General features: G+C 70.0%; 15 protein-coding genes and 1 pseudogene. 6 read left to right on the top strand and 10 right to left on the bottom strand.

What is annotated here, in order from left to right:
* Positions 1–1,812: a hydroxysqualene dehydroxylase gene (locus N8I84_RS23365; RefSeq protein ID WP_263231344.1), complete on the bottom strand. Its 1,812-nt coding sequence runs from the start codon at positions 1,810–1,812 to the stop codon at positions 1–3.
* A gap of 265 nt (positions 1,813–2,077) precedes the next feature.
* Positions 2,078–2,623, bottom strand: a complete 546-nt coding sequence (locus tag N8I84_RS23360; RefSeq protein ID WP_263231343.1) for a hypothetical protein — start codon at positions 2,621–2,623, stop codon at positions 2,078–2,080.
* 212 nt (positions 2,624–2,835) lie between these two features.
* On the opposite strand from N8I84_RS23360, the gene N8I84_RS23355 reads away from it, so the two are divergent.
* Entirely contained in the window at positions 2,836–5,226 is a 2,391-nt protein-coding gene (locus N8I84_RS23355) for a hypothetical protein (protein WP_263231342.1), read from the top strand.
* An 80-nt stretch (positions 5,227–5,306) separates the two neighbouring features.
* On the opposite strand, the gene N8I84_RS23350 is transcribed toward N8I84_RS23355, so the two are convergent.
* Complete coding sequence (locus N8I84_RS23350) at positions 5,307–6,596, bottom strand: geranylgeranyl reductase family protein (RefSeq protein ID WP_263231341.1); 1,290 nt, start codon at positions 6,594–6,596, stop codon at positions 5,307–5,309.
* A gap of 158 nt (positions 6,597–6,754) precedes the next feature.
* On the opposite strand from N8I84_RS23350, the gene N8I84_RS23345 reads away from it, so the two are divergent.
* Entirely contained in the window at positions 6,755–7,261 is a 507-nt protein-coding gene (locus N8I84_RS23345) for a GNAT family N-acetyltransferase (RefSeq protein WP_263231340.1), read from the top strand.
* Positions 7,262–7,381: 120 nt separating this feature from the next.
* The gene (locus N8I84_RS23340) at positions 7,382–7,696 is read left to right on the top strand and encodes a PASTA domain-containing protein (RefSeq protein ID WP_263231339.1); all 315 of its coding nucleotides are present in this window, start codon (positions 7,382–7,384) and stop codon (positions 7,694–7,696) included.
* Here the strand turns inward: N8I84_RS23340 and N8I84_RS23335 are convergent.
* From N8I84_RS23335 to N8I84_RS23315, 5 genes are all read right to left on the bottom strand, one after another.
* The gene (locus N8I84_RS23335) at positions 7,683–8,378 is read right to left on the bottom strand and encodes a demethylmenaquinone methyltransferase (protein WP_263231338.1); all 696 of its coding nucleotides are present in this window, start codon (positions 8,376–8,378) and stop codon (positions 7,683–7,685) included. The genes N8I84_RS23340 and N8I84_RS23335 overlap by 14 nt on opposite strands.
* Before the next feature lie 79 nt (positions 8,379–8,457).
* Positions 8,458–8,907, bottom strand: coding sequence for an imidazolonepropionase-like domain-containing protein (locus tag N8I84_RS23330; protein ID WP_263231337.1), 450 nt, complete (start codon positions 8,905–8,907; stop codon positions 8,458–8,460).
* A gap of 7 nt (positions 8,908–8,914) precedes the next feature.
* Positions 8,915–10,129: a cyclic dehypoxanthinyl futalosine synthase gene (gene mqnC / locus N8I84_RS23325; RefSeq protein ID WP_263231336.1), complete on the bottom strand. Its 1,215-nt coding sequence runs from the start codon at positions 10,127–10,129 to the stop codon at positions 8,915–8,917.
* 89 nt (positions 10,130–10,218) lie between these two features.
* Positions 10,219–10,944 (bottom strand): prepilin peptidase, encoded by a 726-nt coding sequence (locus N8I84_RS23320; RefSeq protein WP_263231334.1) that lies wholly within the window; start codon positions 10,942–10,944, stop codon positions 10,219–10,221.
* A 33-nt stretch (positions 10,945–10,977) separates the two neighbouring features.
* The gene (locus tag N8I84_RS23315; RefSeq protein WP_263231333.1) at positions 10,978–11,826 is read right to left on the bottom strand and encodes a menaquinone biosynthetic enzyme MqnA/MqnD family protein; all 849 of its coding nucleotides are present in this window, start codon (positions 11,824–11,826) and stop codon (positions 10,978–10,980) included.
* Positions 11,827–12,113: 287 nt separating this feature from the next.
* Here N8I84_RS23315 and N8I84_RS23310 point away from each other — a divergent pair, with 287 nt between their 5' ends.
* Entirely contained in the window at positions 12,114–12,317 is a 204-nt protein-coding gene (locus N8I84_RS23310) for a cold-shock protein (protein ID WP_043442843.1), read from the top strand.
* Between the two features lie 141 nt (positions 12,318–12,458).
* Here N8I84_RS23310 and N8I84_RS23305 read toward each other — a convergent pair whose 3' ends face one another.
* Positions 12,459–13,034, bottom strand: a complete 576-nt coding sequence (locus N8I84_RS23305) for a helix-turn-helix domain-containing protein (protein WP_263231332.1) — start codon at positions 13,032–13,034, stop codon at positions 12,459–12,461.
* Between the two features lie 69 nt (positions 13,035–13,103).
* On the opposite strand from N8I84_RS23305, the pseudogene N8I84_RS23300 reads away from it, so the two are divergent.
* Both N8I84_RS23300 and N8I84_RS23295 read left to right on the top strand, forming a co-directional pair.
* Positions 13,104–13,819, top strand: a pseudogene (locus N8I84_RS23300) (AzlC family ABC transporter permease).
* Positions 13,816–14,130: an AzlD domain-containing protein gene (locus tag N8I84_RS23295; protein ID WP_200418727.1), complete on the top strand. Its 315-nt coding sequence runs from the start codon at positions 13,816–13,818 to the stop codon at positions 14,128–14,130. The pseudogene N8I84_RS23300 and the gene N8I84_RS23295 overlap by 4 nt, the downstream one beginning before the upstream one ends.
* Before the next feature lie 13 nt (positions 14,131–14,143).
* Here N8I84_RS23295 and N8I84_RS23290 read toward each other — a convergent pair whose 3' ends face one another.
* Entirely contained in the window at positions 14,144–15,349 is a 1,206-nt protein-coding gene (locus tag N8I84_RS23290) for a cytochrome P450 (protein WP_263231331.1), read from the bottom strand.
* Between the last annotated feature and the right edge of the window lie 40 nt (positions 15,350–15,389).

Below are 15,389 nucleotides of genomic sequence, written 5' to 3'. Positions count from 1 at the left end.
TCACCCCACGTCGAACGTGTTCGGCAGGCCGAGCCGGTAACGCACCTCGTCCACCCGTTTGAGGGGCTCCAGCTCCGGCGGGCGGTACAGCTCCCAGACCCGGCACCGCTCGGCGTCCGCGCCGTCCGCGTCCAGCAGCGCGTTGACGGCCCTGCGCGCCGACTCGTTGGCGCCCTCCATCGTCGCCAGGTCCACATCCGTCCGGACGTAGTCGCCCGCGAGGAAGAAATTCGGTACGGCGGTCCTCGCCGAGGGGCGGTTGTAGAGCGTGCCCGTCGGGTGGATGAGGAGCGGCTCGCGGTTCTGCGGGTCGGGGCCGCCGAGACCGGTCACCGCCGGGTCCATGAACCAGCCCAGGCGGTCCTCGTCGCTCAGCGTGGTCTTCCCCGAGTCGTTGAGTCCGTCCTTCAGCTGGGCCCACAGCTCGGCGACGATCTCCTCCTTGGTGCACTCGCGGGCCGTCTTGCCGTAGAGGATGCCGGGCTTGTCCCACTCCGAGATGATCGCGGACAGGCAGTCCCGGGCCTGACCGTCGCCGTAGTCCCGCGAGAAGTCCCGTACGTCCCAGAACTGCGCCTGCCCGATCCCGGTTACCGACCAGGGCGAGTCCAGGCAGTTGATGTGCCCGTGGACGACGGGCGTGGGCGTACGCAGATAGAACTGCACCCCGGTCATCCAGTCCGTCTTGAGCGCGTCGCACCGGGCGAGCTGCGGATCGGCGGCGCGCAGGGCGGTGCCCCAGGTGCGGCGGGCGTGTTCGACGGGCATCGCGGAGACGTAGTGGTCGGCGGTGACGGTGCGCTCGTCACCGCCGTCGCGCGCGGCGACCCTCACGCCGGTGACGCGCCCGCCCGCGTACAGAACCTCGCGGACCTCGGTGCCGAGTACGAACTCGACGCCGAGGGAGCGCAGGTGCGCTGCCCAGGGGTCGATCCAGGCCTCGCTCGTCGGGGCGTTGAGGACGCGGTCGATGTCGGCGTCGCCGTCCAGGCCGCGGCCGAGCAGACCCCAGAGGATGAGGGCCTCGATGATGACGCGGCCGACCGTACGCGTGGACGCCACCTCCGCGCGCGTGGCGACGAGGTTGCGGGTCTGGCCGATGCCGAGCAGGGTCTGGTACTCCGCGCTCATCTCCTCGGCCCGGATGAACCGCCACCAGGACGTCTTCTCCCACTGGTCCTCGCGGCGGGCGTCGCAACTGGTGAGGTGGACCAGGAGGCGGTCGGCGAAGTAGGCGGCCTCGTGGGCGGGCAGGTGGGTGCCCAGGTCCAGTACGGACAGGATCTGGTCGCGGAGCCAGGACGGGGTGATGTCGCCGGGAGCAGGCGGGGTGGTGACCCGGCGCAGGGGGAAGTGCAGGTCGGGACGGCCGGAACTGCGGGCGAACAACTCCTCGGTCCCACTGCGCAGGTTGTCGTGGACGCCGTTCGCATTGCCGGGGAAGGGGATGCGGCGCATGGTGTCCGGGAGGTTCCGGTAGAAACCGGGGAAGAACCGGAAGCCGTGCTCGCCGGGCAGCGGTCTGCGGCCACCGCTCCCCGTACCGGGCACGTCCATGGAGCGGGCCTTGCCGCCGAGGACGTCGTAGTACTCGTAGACGGTGACGGCATAGCCGCGTTCGGCGAGTTCCTGCGCGGCGCTGAGCCCGGAGACACCGCCGCCGAGGACGGCGACGTGCTTGCGGGTGGCGGCACGGGCGCTGCCGCTCGGCCGTAAGGCGAGCGCGCTCGCCACTCCTCCGGCGCCCGCGAGGAACCGTCTGCGGGTGTGGCCGGTGTTCTCCTGCGGCTGCTGCGCGGGTTCTGTTGTCATGAGTCCCGGAGGGTAGAGAGTGACTCCAGAGGCCGGAAGCCCGATTTCCCGCCGCCACAGCATCCTCACAACAAAAGAGCTACGGCAGGTGGCGGCCCGGCGCGACGAAATCGCGGCCCTCGATCAGGCCCTGTGCCAGTGAAAGAGGGGCTGTCAGTGGGAGCGGTGTGCCGCTCGGCGGCGTGGTCACGGCGGGCCCGAGGCGCCGTACACACCGATCTCCTTGAAAATCTTCGCCGCCTTCTGACGACCTGAAGAACAAGCCCTATTCTTCGCCGTCGTCCTCGCCCTCGTCGAAGTCGTCATCGAGGTAGTCGTCTGCGAGGGCGTCGACCAGGTGCTCGTCGACCGGCTCACCCAGCTCGTCCTTGGCGATGAGCGTGCGGCACAGGACGTTCAGCGGATACAGGCCCCGCTCGGGGCCGTCCTCCGGGAAGCTGACACACGGAGTGTCGAGAACGCCTGGCGGTGCCTCCGTACCGAACAGAGGCGGCATCGCAGCCGTGTCGGCCGCGTCGACGTCGCGCTCGAACTTCCACACCATGCCCTTGGCGCGGCAGATCACTTCCCCGAGGTACCAGACGGCGCCCTGTACGAACGGGTCCAGCCGCTGGGCACGGAGCTCCTCGTCCGACTGGAACGTCTCGCGGAGAAGGTCTTCGAGTTCGTCCAGGGAGTCAGGGCTGAAGTCGAGCCGGTCGGCGCCGGTCTGCTGCGCCCACTGGTCGAAGGCCTGCCGGCGCCCATGCAGCCACGCGAGAAGCTCCGGGTGCCGCGTCGGGTCCGTGCCGTGATCCGCGGAAGTGGTCATGGGTGGCCACGGTAGCGAACACGCCGGCGTGCGGCGAACTGACAAGCCACGTCGTCGAGTTGACATGCCGAGCGTCAACAACTGTTGCTCTGTGGGCCGTCTGGGGTTCTAGGGTGTAAGAGCGGTGGGCAGGGACATGTCACGGGGGCCCTATCCCGTCCACCGGCCTTGTCCCATGAGCCCCCCACCAGGGACACGCATTGAAAACACCCATGAGAGTTCGGCTGCGCCGACGTCTGGCATCCGCGCTCGCGGTCGCCTCGGCGGCCGGGATGATGCTGGTCGGACTTCCGCCCACCCTCGCGCACGCCGCGCCGGGCGACACCGCGAAGATCATCGGCGGCAAGCGCTGCGACGAGTACCACCTCGGCAAGACGTACTCCCGTACGCCTGCGAACTCCGGCGCACCCATCGGCGGAGGCCGGTTCGAGGAAACCTGGGGCGGCCCGCCCGAACAGTACCTCTACGACAACACCTTCAAGGGCTGGGACGACCTCCCCAAGCCCGAGCCCGAGGATCTCAAGGCCGCCGGTAACACGGACGAGGACATCGCCAAGTGGGACGCCAAGTACGCCCAGGGCAAAGACGCGGACGACATGAAGCGGGCCATCTACGCCCGCTACGGCCGGTTCAAGGCGACGGCGAAGAACCCGAACATCGGCTGGAAGAGCTGGCTGCAGAACCGGCTCATCCTCAACCAGAGGAACAACCGCAAGGGTTCCGCCTTCGAGGCCAAGACCGTCCGTGACTTCAACATGATCGGCCCGGACTGGCTGTGCGAGGTCACGGTCGAGATCCGCGACAAGAACGGCAACCTCCTCGCCCGCCGCAAGTACGACTCCTACAACCAGAGGCAAGGCGAGTTCGGCGAGTTCAAGTCCACCTCGAAATACAGGTCCAAGCAGTTCCGCGACGACAACATCGTCCTGCGGCACAAGGACTCCACCTACGACTTCACCAAGAACAAGCTCGTCGTCTACGGCGGCGAGAAGGCCGCCAAGGGCACCGTCAACCAGTACGGCAGGCTCAACCAGGAACTCCAGGGCGAGCGCGGCACCACCGGCAACCCGGTCCGCATCTACCAGCGCAACGCCACCGGCCAGGGCGTCTTCCCCACCACGGAGTACTCCAAGACGTACAACGTGATGAACCCCAACCCCCGGCAGGGATCGGCCGGTCCGATCGACGACATCGCGTTCGGCTCCGGCAGGACACCGGCCGAAGCGAAGGCGATCCAGCGCGAGTTCAACGCGGTCAACTCGCGCTCCGCGCTCGGCCGCGGACCGGGTGGCGTCGACTTCACCACCCTGGAACTCCAGTACGTCGGAAACCCGGTCAAGGGCAAGGCGCTGGACTACTCGTTCAAGGCCGACTACGTGGACGACGAGGACACCGACCCGGGCTACGGCGGCCAGGCCAAGCTCCAGCTCGCCTCCGACGCCATGTTCACCTGGCTCGCGCTCACGCCGGACAAGTTCTGGGTCAACCTCAACCCGGACCAGCCCGACAAGATCATGGACTCCACCTTCGCGAAGACCGACGCCGGCCGCATCCTGCTGGACGCCGACTTCGCGATGAAGACCGACTTCGCGCACGCCATCAACCCGAACAAGAACCCGGACGCCAAGACGTTCTGGGACACCGTCCCCCGACGTGACGGCCTGCCCTGCTTCCCCTCCGTGCGGCTGTGGATCGAACCCGAGCCCGCGAAGGTTCGCGAGCAGGACGGCGGGATCTACATCCTCGACGCCCCCCTGAAGGTGTCCACCGAGTGGATGGACGTCAAGTACCACCCACCCGGCGCCCGCGTCTGCGACCTCACCGACCCGGAGAAGCGCACCAGCGAGGCCCTGCTGCGCCGCTATGTGATGCCGCAGGTGGACAAACAAGTCAACACCGCCCCCACGTACGCCGACCTGCGCCGCGTGTACAAGTCCCGCGTGGCCGCCGAGTTCATCCGCCAGCAGGATGCGAAGAGGGCCACCGACTTCCGGCCGATCATCAACAGCAACGACGTGAGCCGGTGGCCGCTGCGCGCCCCGAACCAGAACTGGACCAAGCAGGGCACGTACGACAAGTACATGAAATCCCTGCGCGAGGGCATCGACTGGTTCGAACTCCGCTACGGCGGCAAGGTCTACAACCAGGGCGTGGGCGGTGTCGACTTCTCCAAGCAGCCCGAACAGAAGATCAGCCGGGCCCGCTTCACCGTCGAGCACCCGGCCCTGGACAAGACCACCCAGCGGTCGCTCCGCGAGGAGACCGGCTACCGCAGCACCTATACCGGCTACTTCGGCGGCAACGGCGCCGCGAAGATCGACAACGGCGGCAGCGTCCCGCCCTCCCCGACGCCGACCCCGACACCCACGGGCAAGCCCACCCCCACGCCCACGCACACCCCGGGCAGCCCGACGCCGAGCAGCCCCGGCAGCCACACTCCGCCAGCCGGCACCCCGCCGCGCAACGACGAGGGAAACGGAGGCGGAGGCGGCCTCGCCGACACCGGCACTCAGATCGGAGTCGCTGCTGCCACGGCGGCAGTGCTCCTGACTGCCGGCTTCGTCCTGTTCCGTGTGAAGCGCCGCCGCCGCGCACAGAACTGACCGGCACGCCCGGCATCACGGAGTGACCGCGGCCCCCTTTCCACGTCCCGGCGGGAGGTGGAAAGGGGGCCGCTTCGCGATCACGAACGCGGAGCCACCTTGCTCAGCCCGTTGATGATCCGGTCCATCGCGTCGCCGCCCGTCGGGTCGGTGAGGTTGGCGAGCATCTTCAGGGTGAACTTCATGAGCACGGGGTGCGTGAGGCCGCGCTGGGTCGCGACCTTCATCACCTTCGGGTTGCCGATCAGCTTCACGAAGGCGCGGCCCAGCGTGTAGTAGCCGCCGTAGGTGTCCTTCAGGATCTTCGGGTAGTTGTGCAGGGCGAGTTCGCGCTGGCCGGGTGTCGTGCGGGCCACGGCCTGGACGATGACGTCCGCCGCGATCCGGCCGGACTCCATGGCATAGGCGATGCCCTCGCCGTTGAAGGGGTTCACCAGGCCGCCCGCGTCGCCGACGAGCAACAGGCCCTTGGTGTAGTGCGGCTGGCGGTTGAAGGCCATGGGGAGGGCGGCACCGCGGATGGGGCCGGTCATGTTCTCGGGGGTGTAGCCCCAGTCCTCGGGCATCGAGGCGCACCAGGCCTTGAGCACCTCGCGCCAGTCCAGCTCCTTGAAGGACTCGGAGGTGTTCAGCACGCCCAGGCCGACGTTGCTGGTCCCGTCGCCCATGCCGAAGATCCAGCCGTAGCCGGGCAGCAGCCGCTCCTGGCCGCCGCGCCGGTCCCACAGCTCCAGCCAGGACTCCAGGTAGTCGTCTTCGTGGCGCGGGGACGTGAAGTACGTACGGACCGCGACGCCCATGGGGCGGTCCTCGCGGCGGTGCAGGCCCATCCCCAGCGACAGCCGCGAGGAGTTGCCGTCCGCCGCGACCACCAGCGGCGCGTGGAAGGTGACCTCGCGCTTCTCGTCGCCCAGCTTGGCGTGCACGCCGGTGATACGGCCGGTGCGGTCGTCGACGATCGGGGCACCCACATTGCAGCGCTCGTACAGCCGCGCGCCCGCCTTCTGCGCCTGCCGGGCGAGCTGCTCGTCGAAGTCGTCGCGCTTGCGGACCAGTCCGTAGTCCGGGTAAGAGGCGAGATCCGGCCAGTCGAGCTGGAGCCGCACTCCGCCGCCGATGATGCGCAGACCCTTGTTGCGCAGCCAGCCGGCCTCCTCGGAGATGTCGATGCCCATCGCGACGAGCTGCTTGGTGGCGCGCGGCGTCAGGCCGTCACCGCACACCTTCTCGCGCGGGAACGCGGTCTTCTCCAGCAGCAGGACGTCCAGGCCCGCCTTCGCGAGGTAGTACGCGGTGGTGGAACCGGCTGGCCCGGCCCCGACGACGATCACATCGGCGGTGTGTTCGGTAAGGGGCTGGGGCTCGGTCACGGCGGGTTCTCCCCAAGACTCGACGACGGCAACACCAGCGCCTGTGGCAGGCAGCGAGAGAGCCACGGGGAAACCGCGGCCGAAACAGCGTTCTGACGGGCACTGGACATGGGCAGTCTATTCAGCGTCACCGACCTCCCGGCTGAAGGGCTGCCCCCATGAACCGAGCTCTCCCCGACGTACGGCTGCGCGTCCCCACCGACGAGGACGCCTTCGCCTGGCACCGGGTGTTCGCCGACCCCGAGGTCATGGAGTTCCACGGCGGCAAGGCCGCCGAGCTGTCCGTCTACGAGGAGCTCACCGCCCGCCAGCGCCGGCACGACGCCGAGTACGGCTTCTGCCTGTGGAGCGTGCTCGACGGGACCGGGGAGGTCATCGGCTTCACGGGCGCTCAACCATGGCCGCGCGAGTGGGGGCCGAAGGGGGAGATCGAGATCGGCTGGCGGCTCGGGCGGGCGCACTGGGGCAAGGGGTATGTGACGGCGGCCGCCCGGGTGACCCTGGAGCGCGTGCGTGCGGCGGGCGTGAGCGGCGTGGTGGCCATGGTCGACTCCCGCAACACGCGGTCCATCGCGGTCACGCAGCGGCTGGGGATGCGCCTCGCTGAGACCTTCACGACGCCTGCGTCGCAGCGGCAGAGCCACTGCTACCGCCTCGATCTGTGACTCAGTGTGATCGACTGCTACAGAAAGACACCCGGCGCTTCCGGGTGGCACCCCTGGCCGGTTACCCTTCCAGTACCGCTGGGGGTGACATCTGTGCCTATACCACCCAAAACACCCGAAGTGCGCGTGCCGCGGCTGATCGGTCTGATGGCGATGGACGCGCGCGAGGCCGCCAAGCAGCAGGGCGTCCTGCTCGCCGCGCCCGACCGGCCCGACTTCCACCACACCGTCGTCGACTACGTCGTACGGCAGTACCCGCAGCCGGGCGCCGAGGTGCCGCGCGGTGCCGTCGTCACCGTCTGGTTCGACCTGGGTGAGGGCGAGGGCGGCGGAGGAGCGGGCGTACGAGAACCGCGCGTGCCGCCACCGCCCCGGGGCGGAATGCAGCGCGAGCTGGACGAGCCGGGCGACCCGTACGCGGTCAGTCCTGCTTGAAGCCCCGGTGCAGGGCCACGATCCCGCCGGTCAGGTTCCGCCACGCCACCTTGGACCAGCCCGCCTTGCGCAGCCGCTCGGCGAGGGCCGGCTGGTCGGGCCAGGCGCGGATGGACTCGGCGAGGTAGACGTACGCGTCGGGGTTGGACGACACCGCGCGGGCAACCGGCGGCAGCGCGCGCATCAGGTACTCCGTGTAGACCGTGCGGAACGGCGCCCATGTGGGATGCGAGAACTCGCAGATCACGACTCGCCCGCCGGGCTTGGTCACCCGGTACAGCTCGCGCAGCGCCGCGTCCGTGTCCTGCACGTTGCGCAAGCCGAAGGAGATGGTGACGGCGTCGAAGGTGTCGTCCTTGAACGGCAGCCTCGTCGCGTCGCCGGCGGTGAAGGGCATCCACGGGTGCCGCTTCTTGCCGACCTGGAGCATCCCGAGCGAGAAGTCGCACGGGACGACGTACGCGCCGGTCCGCGAAAAGGGCAGCGACGAGGTCGCCGTGCCGGCCGCGAGGTCCAGGACCTTCTGCGCGGGCCGCGCGTCGACCGCCTTCGCGACCTCCTTGCGCCACAGCCGCGCCTGCCCGAGTGACAGCACGTCGTTCGTCAGGTCGTACCGTTCCGCCACGTCGTCGAACATCGAGGCGACTTCGTGCGGCTGCTTGTCCAGGGATGCGCGGGTCACGGGGCCATTGTGTCAGGAGGGCCCGAGCCGACCGCGCCCGGCCGGTGCCCACGGCAGGGCGCGTCTTGAACCGGCTGACTCAGCGCCTGCGGTGCACCAGACGCCCCGCGCAGACCGTGGCCAGGCAGGCGCCCGCCTCGTCGAAGACGGCGAGGTCGGCGCGGCCGGTCTCGACGAGCGCGCCTGCCGGGCGGGCGCCCGGCAGCACCACGACGTCGTTGCGCTCGGCGGCGGCCCGCAGTTCGGGCGTGCCCGCGTGCTGCTCCAGTACGGCCACCGCGCCCAGCTTCAGCACCGCGTGGACGCGTTCGCGCGGTGTGGGCGCTTCCGGCAGCGGGCCCTCGTGCACGAGCGCGGGGCCGAGGGTGCCGGGCCAGCGGCGTACGCGGGTGCCCGGGAACCGCTCCTGGAGTGCGGCGAGGGGCCCCACCGCGGCGATCCGGGTGCCCTCGACGGCGACGGCACCGTCCTTGACGGGTTCGGCGTCCCAAGCCACCCGGACCTCGTCCGCGGTGTGAATCGTCAGCACCGCGAGCCTAGTTGGACGCCAGGAGCTTCAACTCGGGGTGGGCCGTGCCGCCCTCGATGGCCGTGGAGGAGATGTGGGACATCACGCGGTCGTCGACCGGGTCGTCGGCCGGGTCGTCGTGGACCACGAGGTGCTCGTACGTCGTCGACCGCTGGGCCGGGACGCGCCCCGCCTTCCGGATCAGGTCGATGATCTCCATGCGGTTGGAGCGGTGCTTGGCGCCGGCCGAGGAGACGACGTTCTCCTCGAGCATGATGGAGCCGAGGTCGTCGGCGCCGTAGTGCAGGGTCAGTTGGCCGACGTCCTTGCCGGTCGTCAGCCAGGAGCCCTGGATGTGCCGGACGTTGTCGAGGAAGAGGCGGGCGACCGCGATCATCCGCAGGTACTCGAAGATGGTCGCCTGGGTGCGGCCCTTCAGGTGGTTGTTCTCGGGCTGGTAGGTGTACGGGATGAACGCCCGGAACCCGCCCGTGCGGTCCTGCACGTCGCGGATCATCCGCAGGTGCTCGATGCGCTCGGCGTTGGTCTCGCCCGTGCCCATCAGCATGGTCGAGGTGGACTCCACGCCCAGCCGGTGCGCGGTCTCCATGATCTCCAGCCAGCGCTCGCCGCTCTCCTTCAGCGGCGCGATCGCCTTGCGCGGCCGCTCGGGCAGCAGTTCGGCGCCGGCGCCGGCGAAGGAGTCGAGCCCTGCGGCGTGGATGCGGGAGATGGCCTCCTCCACGGACACGCCCGAGATACGGGCCATGTGCTCCACCTCGGACGCCCCCAGGCTGTGGATGACCAGCTGGGGGAACGCCTCCTTGATGGCGCGGAAGTGCGTCTCGTAGTACTCGACGCCGTAGTCGGGGTGGTGGCCGCCCTGGAACATGATCTGGGTGCCGCCGAGTTCGACGGTCTCGGCGCAGCGGCGCAGGATGTCGTCGAGGTCGCGCGTCCAGCCCTTCTCCGTGTCCTTGGGCGCCGCGTAGAAGGCGCAGAACTTGCACGCCGTCACACACACGTTCGTGTAGTTGATGTTGCGCTCGATGATGTACGTCGCGATGTGCTCGATCCCGGCGTACTTGCGGCGGCGCACGGCGTCGGCCGCGGCGCCCAGCGCGTGCAGCGGCGCCTCGTGGTAGAGGACGAGCGCTTCCTCGGGGGTGATCCGCCCACCGTCGGCGGCACGGTCGAGCACGGCTGTGACATCAATGGACGTGAGGTCGGCCTTCTCGGTCACCGGGCTCCCTTTCGGCGGGGGATGGACGGACACGTAAGGGTCGTGAACGGACCGAACCAGCCTACGCCAGCGCTTTTACGGGCCCGACGTCAGGCCGCGTACGCGCCGATGAGCAGCCCGACGAACGTGCCCGCGATGAGGAACGGCCCGAACGGGATCGTCGTACGCCGTCCGGCGCGCCGGACGAGGACGAGCCCGAGCCCGTACAGCCCCCCGAACAGGAACCCGGCGAAGGTCCCGAGCACCACGGTCCCCCAGCCGTACCAGCCGAGCACCGCCCCGAGCCCGGGCGCCAGCTTGACGTCCCCGAAGCCGAGGCCGTGCGGGTTGAGGAGGAACAGCAGGAAGTAGGCGCCGCCCAGCACGAGCGCGCCGAGCAGTGCGGTGCGCCACCGTCCCGCGTGCTCGGGCGCCAGCGCGGCCAGCCCCAGCAGGGCGGGGGCGGCGCCGGCCAGCGGCAGGGTCAGGACGTCCGGCAGGCGCTGCACCCGGAAGTCCACGAGGGTCAGCAGGACGCCGACCGGGGCGAGCAGCAGCCACACGGCCAGTTCCGGGCGCGTGCCGGTGGCGAGTGCGAGCACCGCGCACACCAGTGCGGTGACCGCGCCCACGAGCACGGTCCCGGGGCCGTACGCCCGCCCGTCCGCACACCGCCCCCGTCCGACCCATCCGCCGATCGGATGCCCGTCCGGGCACCGGTCCCGCCACGGCTGCCCGGGCTCGACGGACAGCCGGTACGCGGCACGGGGCACCAGCGCGCCGGCCGCGGCACCCCACACCGCGGCACCGACGGCCGCCCAGAGGTCCAGATCCACCCGGACAGCGTAGGGACGGAGCGGACAACTCCCCTACGGTTCGAGCAGCTTCACCTTCACGTCCGGCGGGAAACCGGTCGTCGGGCCGACCCGGCGGGCGAACTCGGCGACGGCCTCCAGCTGCGGGCCCCCGAAGCTGAAGTCGAGGGTCGTGAAGTACCGCTCCAGCACCTCCTCGTCGAAGGCCTCCCAGCGCGCCGCCTGCTCCGCGACCTTGCCGACCTCCTCCAGGGACAGATTGCGGGAGGAGAGGAAGGCCTCGTGCACCTTGCGGGTGATGAAGGGCTCCCGCTCCAGGTAGTCGCGCCGGGCCGCCCACACCGCGAAGACGAACGGCAGGCCCGTCCACTCCTTCCACAGCGTGCCGAGGTCGTGCACGTCGAGTCCGAAGAGCGGTCCGTCGATGAGGTTGGCGCGCAGGGCGGCGTCGCCGATCAGCACGGCCGCCTCGGCGTCCTGCATCATCAGGCTCAGGTCGGGCGGGCAGGTGTAGTAGTCCGGCGTCACCCCGTACCGCTCGGCGAGCAGCAGCTGGGCGAGGCGTACGGAGGTCCGCGAGGTGGAGCCGAGCGCGACCCGGGCGCCGTCCAGCCGGTCCAGCGGGACCTGGGAGACGATCACGCAGGACATCACAGGGCCGTCGCAGCCGACCGCGATGTCGGGGAAGGCGACCAGGTCGTCGGCGTTCTTGAGGAACTCGACAAGGGTGATCGGAGCGATGTCGAGGTCGCCCTTCACGAGCTGCTCGCTGAGCTTCTCGGGCGTGTCCTTGGTCAGCTCCAGGTTGAGGAGGGTGCCGGTTCTCGCGAGCCCCCAGTACAGGGGCAGGCAGTTGAGGAACTGGATGTGGCCGACGCGCGGCCGGGTGCGAGAATTGTCCACATCGCGAGACTAGCCCTCGCGCTGCGCAGCGCCGCCTTCGCCCCCCGCTGTCAAGGGTTCCGGCATCATTCAAACGTCCGGGTGACGTGATCTTGACCTCTATTGCTTTTGGTTGCCCGCGTGCTACGCTCACAGCAAGTTGCAGTTTGGTTTCCTTGCAGTACAGAGCCTGCGGAGCATGTGACCGCGGGCTCTCGTCGTTTTCAGACATATGCAGTTGTGCAGCGGTTCCGTTTTCACACTTGCAGTTCTGGAGCAGGGCAACCCTTTGGGCCCAAGGAGGGCTTATGGCTACCGGAACCGTGAAGTGGTTCAACGCCGAGAAGGGCTTTGGCTTCATCGCCCAGGAAGGCGGCGGCCCGGACGTCTTCGTCCACTACTCCGCGATCAACGCGAACGGCTTCCGTTCCCTCGAGGAGAACCAGCAGGTCTCCTTCGACGTGACGCAGGGGCCGAAGGGCCCGCAGGCGGAGAACGTCACCGCGATCTGAGATCGCTGAGTCCCTGATCCAGAACTGAGAGCAGTACCCAAGGAGCCCCGCGCCATTCGGCGGCGGGGCTCCTGCCTTTCCGTGAATTCTTCGCGAATTCTTCGGGATGCACCCGCCTTCCCCACGAGAGCCGAGGCGCGCTCACACGTGCTGCATGACGAGCACGAACGCGCTGCCGGGTGCCAGTGCCTCGTACGAATGGGCGACGTCGCCGCGGAACGCCATGTAGTCCCCGGGGCCCAGCTCCACCTCCTCACCGCGCGGCCCGGCGAGAACCCGCCCCTCACTCACGATCAAGTGCTCCACACTGCCCGGAATGTGGGGTTCCGACACGCGAGCGGCCCCCGGCTCCAGCCGGATGTGGTAGAGGTCCCGGCGCGCGCCTGGCGGGCTCGCGGACAGCAGGGTCGCCGCGTAGCCGGCCTGCTCCGAGTGCACGCTCGGCCCCTGACCCGCACGAATCACCTGAACGGCCGGGGCGGGCGGTTCGACCAGCACGCTGAAGGGCACGCCGAGGGCGACACCGAGCGCCCACAGGGTCTCCACGCTGGGATTGCCGCCCGCCGCCTCCAGCTGGGACAGCGTGGACTTGGCGATCCCGGCCCGCTTGGCCAGCTCCGAGAGGGAGAGCCCGGCACGGGTGCGCTCCCGGCGCAGGGCGGCGGCGATCCAGTCCAGCGGGAGCCGGGGCGGTGGGGCGGCGGTGTCGTCGGTCATCGGCGTTCGCTCCGTCGGTACGTTCGTTCATCTTGACGAACAGAGAGGCTGTTGTCCATTGTAGGAAACATGCGTTCGCTGTTCCGAACACCCGAAGTTCTCCCCTTACCGACGACCGTGGACCGTGCCCTGCTCCGGGACATCTCCCTCGTCTGCCTCGCCAGTGGAGTGGTCGGCGTGTCGTTCGGGGCGATCGCGGTCGCGGGCGGGCTGCCGGTGTGGGTGCCGGTGGTGATGTCGCTGGTGGTGTACGCGGGCTCCGCTCAGTTCAGCGCGGTGGGGATCCTGCTCGCCGGGGGCGGGCCGGTGGCCGCGGCGGCGACGGGTCTGCTGCTGAACACGCGCACGGCGGCGTTCAGCCTCGCGGTGGCGGACGTGCTGGGCGGCCGGGGGCGCACGGCCCGGTTCCTGGGCGCTCACCTGGTGACCGACGAGACGGCGGCCTTCGCCCTGGCCCAGCGGGACCCGGCCCGGCGCCGCGCGGCGTTCTGGATCTCCGGGATCGGGATGTACACGGTGTGGAACGTGAGCGTGCTCGGCGGGGCCCTCGCCGGGGGCGCGCTCGGCGACACCGACACCTTCGGCCTGGACGCCGCCTTCCCCGCCGTGCTGGTGGCGCTGGTCCTCCCCTCCGTACGGGACGACGCGGGCGTACGGCGGGCGGCGCTGGCGGCGGCGCGGTGGCCCTCGCGGTGACGCCGTTCGTGCCGGCGGGGCTGCCGGTGCTGCTGGCACTGGCAGGACTGCTCGCGCTGGGCCGACAGGGCTCAGGGAGGCAGGCATGAGGGCGACGTTCGCCGCGATCGTGGCGCTGGCCGTCGGGACGTACGCCTTCCGGCTGGCGGGCCCGCTGTTGCACGGCCGTGTGGAACTCCCCGACCGGGTCCAGCGCTTGCTGTCGGCGGGCGCTGTGGTGCTGCTGGTCGCCCTGCTGGCGACCGGCGCGCTCACCGAGTCGGGCGGCTTCGCCGGGTGGGCGCGCCCGGCCGGGGTCCTGGTGGCCGTGGGCCTGGCGTGGCGGCGGGCGCCGTTCGTGGTCGTCGTGCTGGGCGCGGCGGCCACGACGGCCCTGCTGCGGGCGGCCGGGGTGGCCTGACCGCCCGGCCGCCTCACCAGGTCACCGGCAGCTCCAGCGGAAAGCGGCGGATCGTCTCCGTGTCCCAGCGGATCTCCTCCGCCGGCACGGCCAGGCGCAGCGTCGGGAACCGCTCGACCAGGCGCCCGATGGCCACCTCCAGCTCCGCCATCGCCAGCGGTACGGCGATGCAGCGGTGGCCGCCCCAGCCGAACGTCATGTGGGGCATGGGCGGCCGCTCCGGGTCGATGACGTCCGGGTCCGGGTAGCGCTTCGGGTCGCGGTTCGCCGTCAGGTACGACACATGGACGAAGTCGCCCTTGCGGATCCGTACGCCGTCCATCTCGACGTCCTCCAGTGCCACCCGGGGGATGCCGACCCCCTTGCGGAACGGGATGTAGCGGAGCAGCTCGTTGATGACGTCGGTCAGGGACTCCGGCCGGCTCCTCAGGTGCTCCATCAGCTCGGGGCGGGTCAGCAGCAGGTAGGAGATGTCGCTGATCTGACAGGTGGCGGTGTCCTGCCCGCTGAGCACCAGCGTCAGCGCCATGACCGCCAGTTCCTCGTCGTCGAGGACGTCGTCGCCGTCCTTGGCCGCGGCCAGCGCGCTGATCAGGTCGTTCCCGGGGGTGCGCCGCCGCTGTTCGACCTGCTCCAGGAAGTAGGAGCGCAGCCCGGCCTTGGCGTTCGCGGCCGTCTCGCGGCTGTCCGGCCCGGTCTCGAGCAACTGGCGCGCGTACTCCTGCATCCGCGCCCAGTCCTCGCGGGGGATGCCGAGGACGTCGTAGATGGTCTGCTGCGGGAGCTGGTTGGACAGGTGCTGGACGAGGTCCGCGGGCGGCCCCTGCTCGGCCATCTCCTCCAGGAGGGTGTCGGCCAGCCGGACGATCTGCTGCCGCATCCGCTCCACGTGCCCCCGGGCGAAGCCCTGGGACGCCAGACGGCGCAGGCGGCTGCTGTGCGGCGGGTCCATCACGTTGATGGACTCCGGGGAGACGATGGGCTCCGGGGTCAGCCGCGGATAGTCGTGCCCCATGATCGCCGCCCGGCTGAACCGCTGGTCGGTGGTCACCTGCCGTACGCCCTCGAAGTCGGTGATGAGCCAGGCGGCACCGTCGCCGTAAGGCAGCCGGATACGGGTGATGGAATCGCGGGCCATCAGCTCCGCGAGCGCGGGATCGAACTCCAGACCCGCGCTGAAGTCGAACGGACACATCGTGGGTTCGGTGCTCTGGGTCATCGCGGGGTTCTCCCTCGTCCACGTGCTCTGCTTGGCCCCC

The sequence above is a fragment of the Streptomyces cynarae genome, assembly GCF_025642135.1.
GTDB lineage: Bacteria > Actinomycetota > Actinomycetes > Streptomycetales > Streptomycetaceae > Streptomyces > Streptomyces cynarae.
This window is presented reverse-complemented; position numbering and strand designations above follow the sequence as displayed.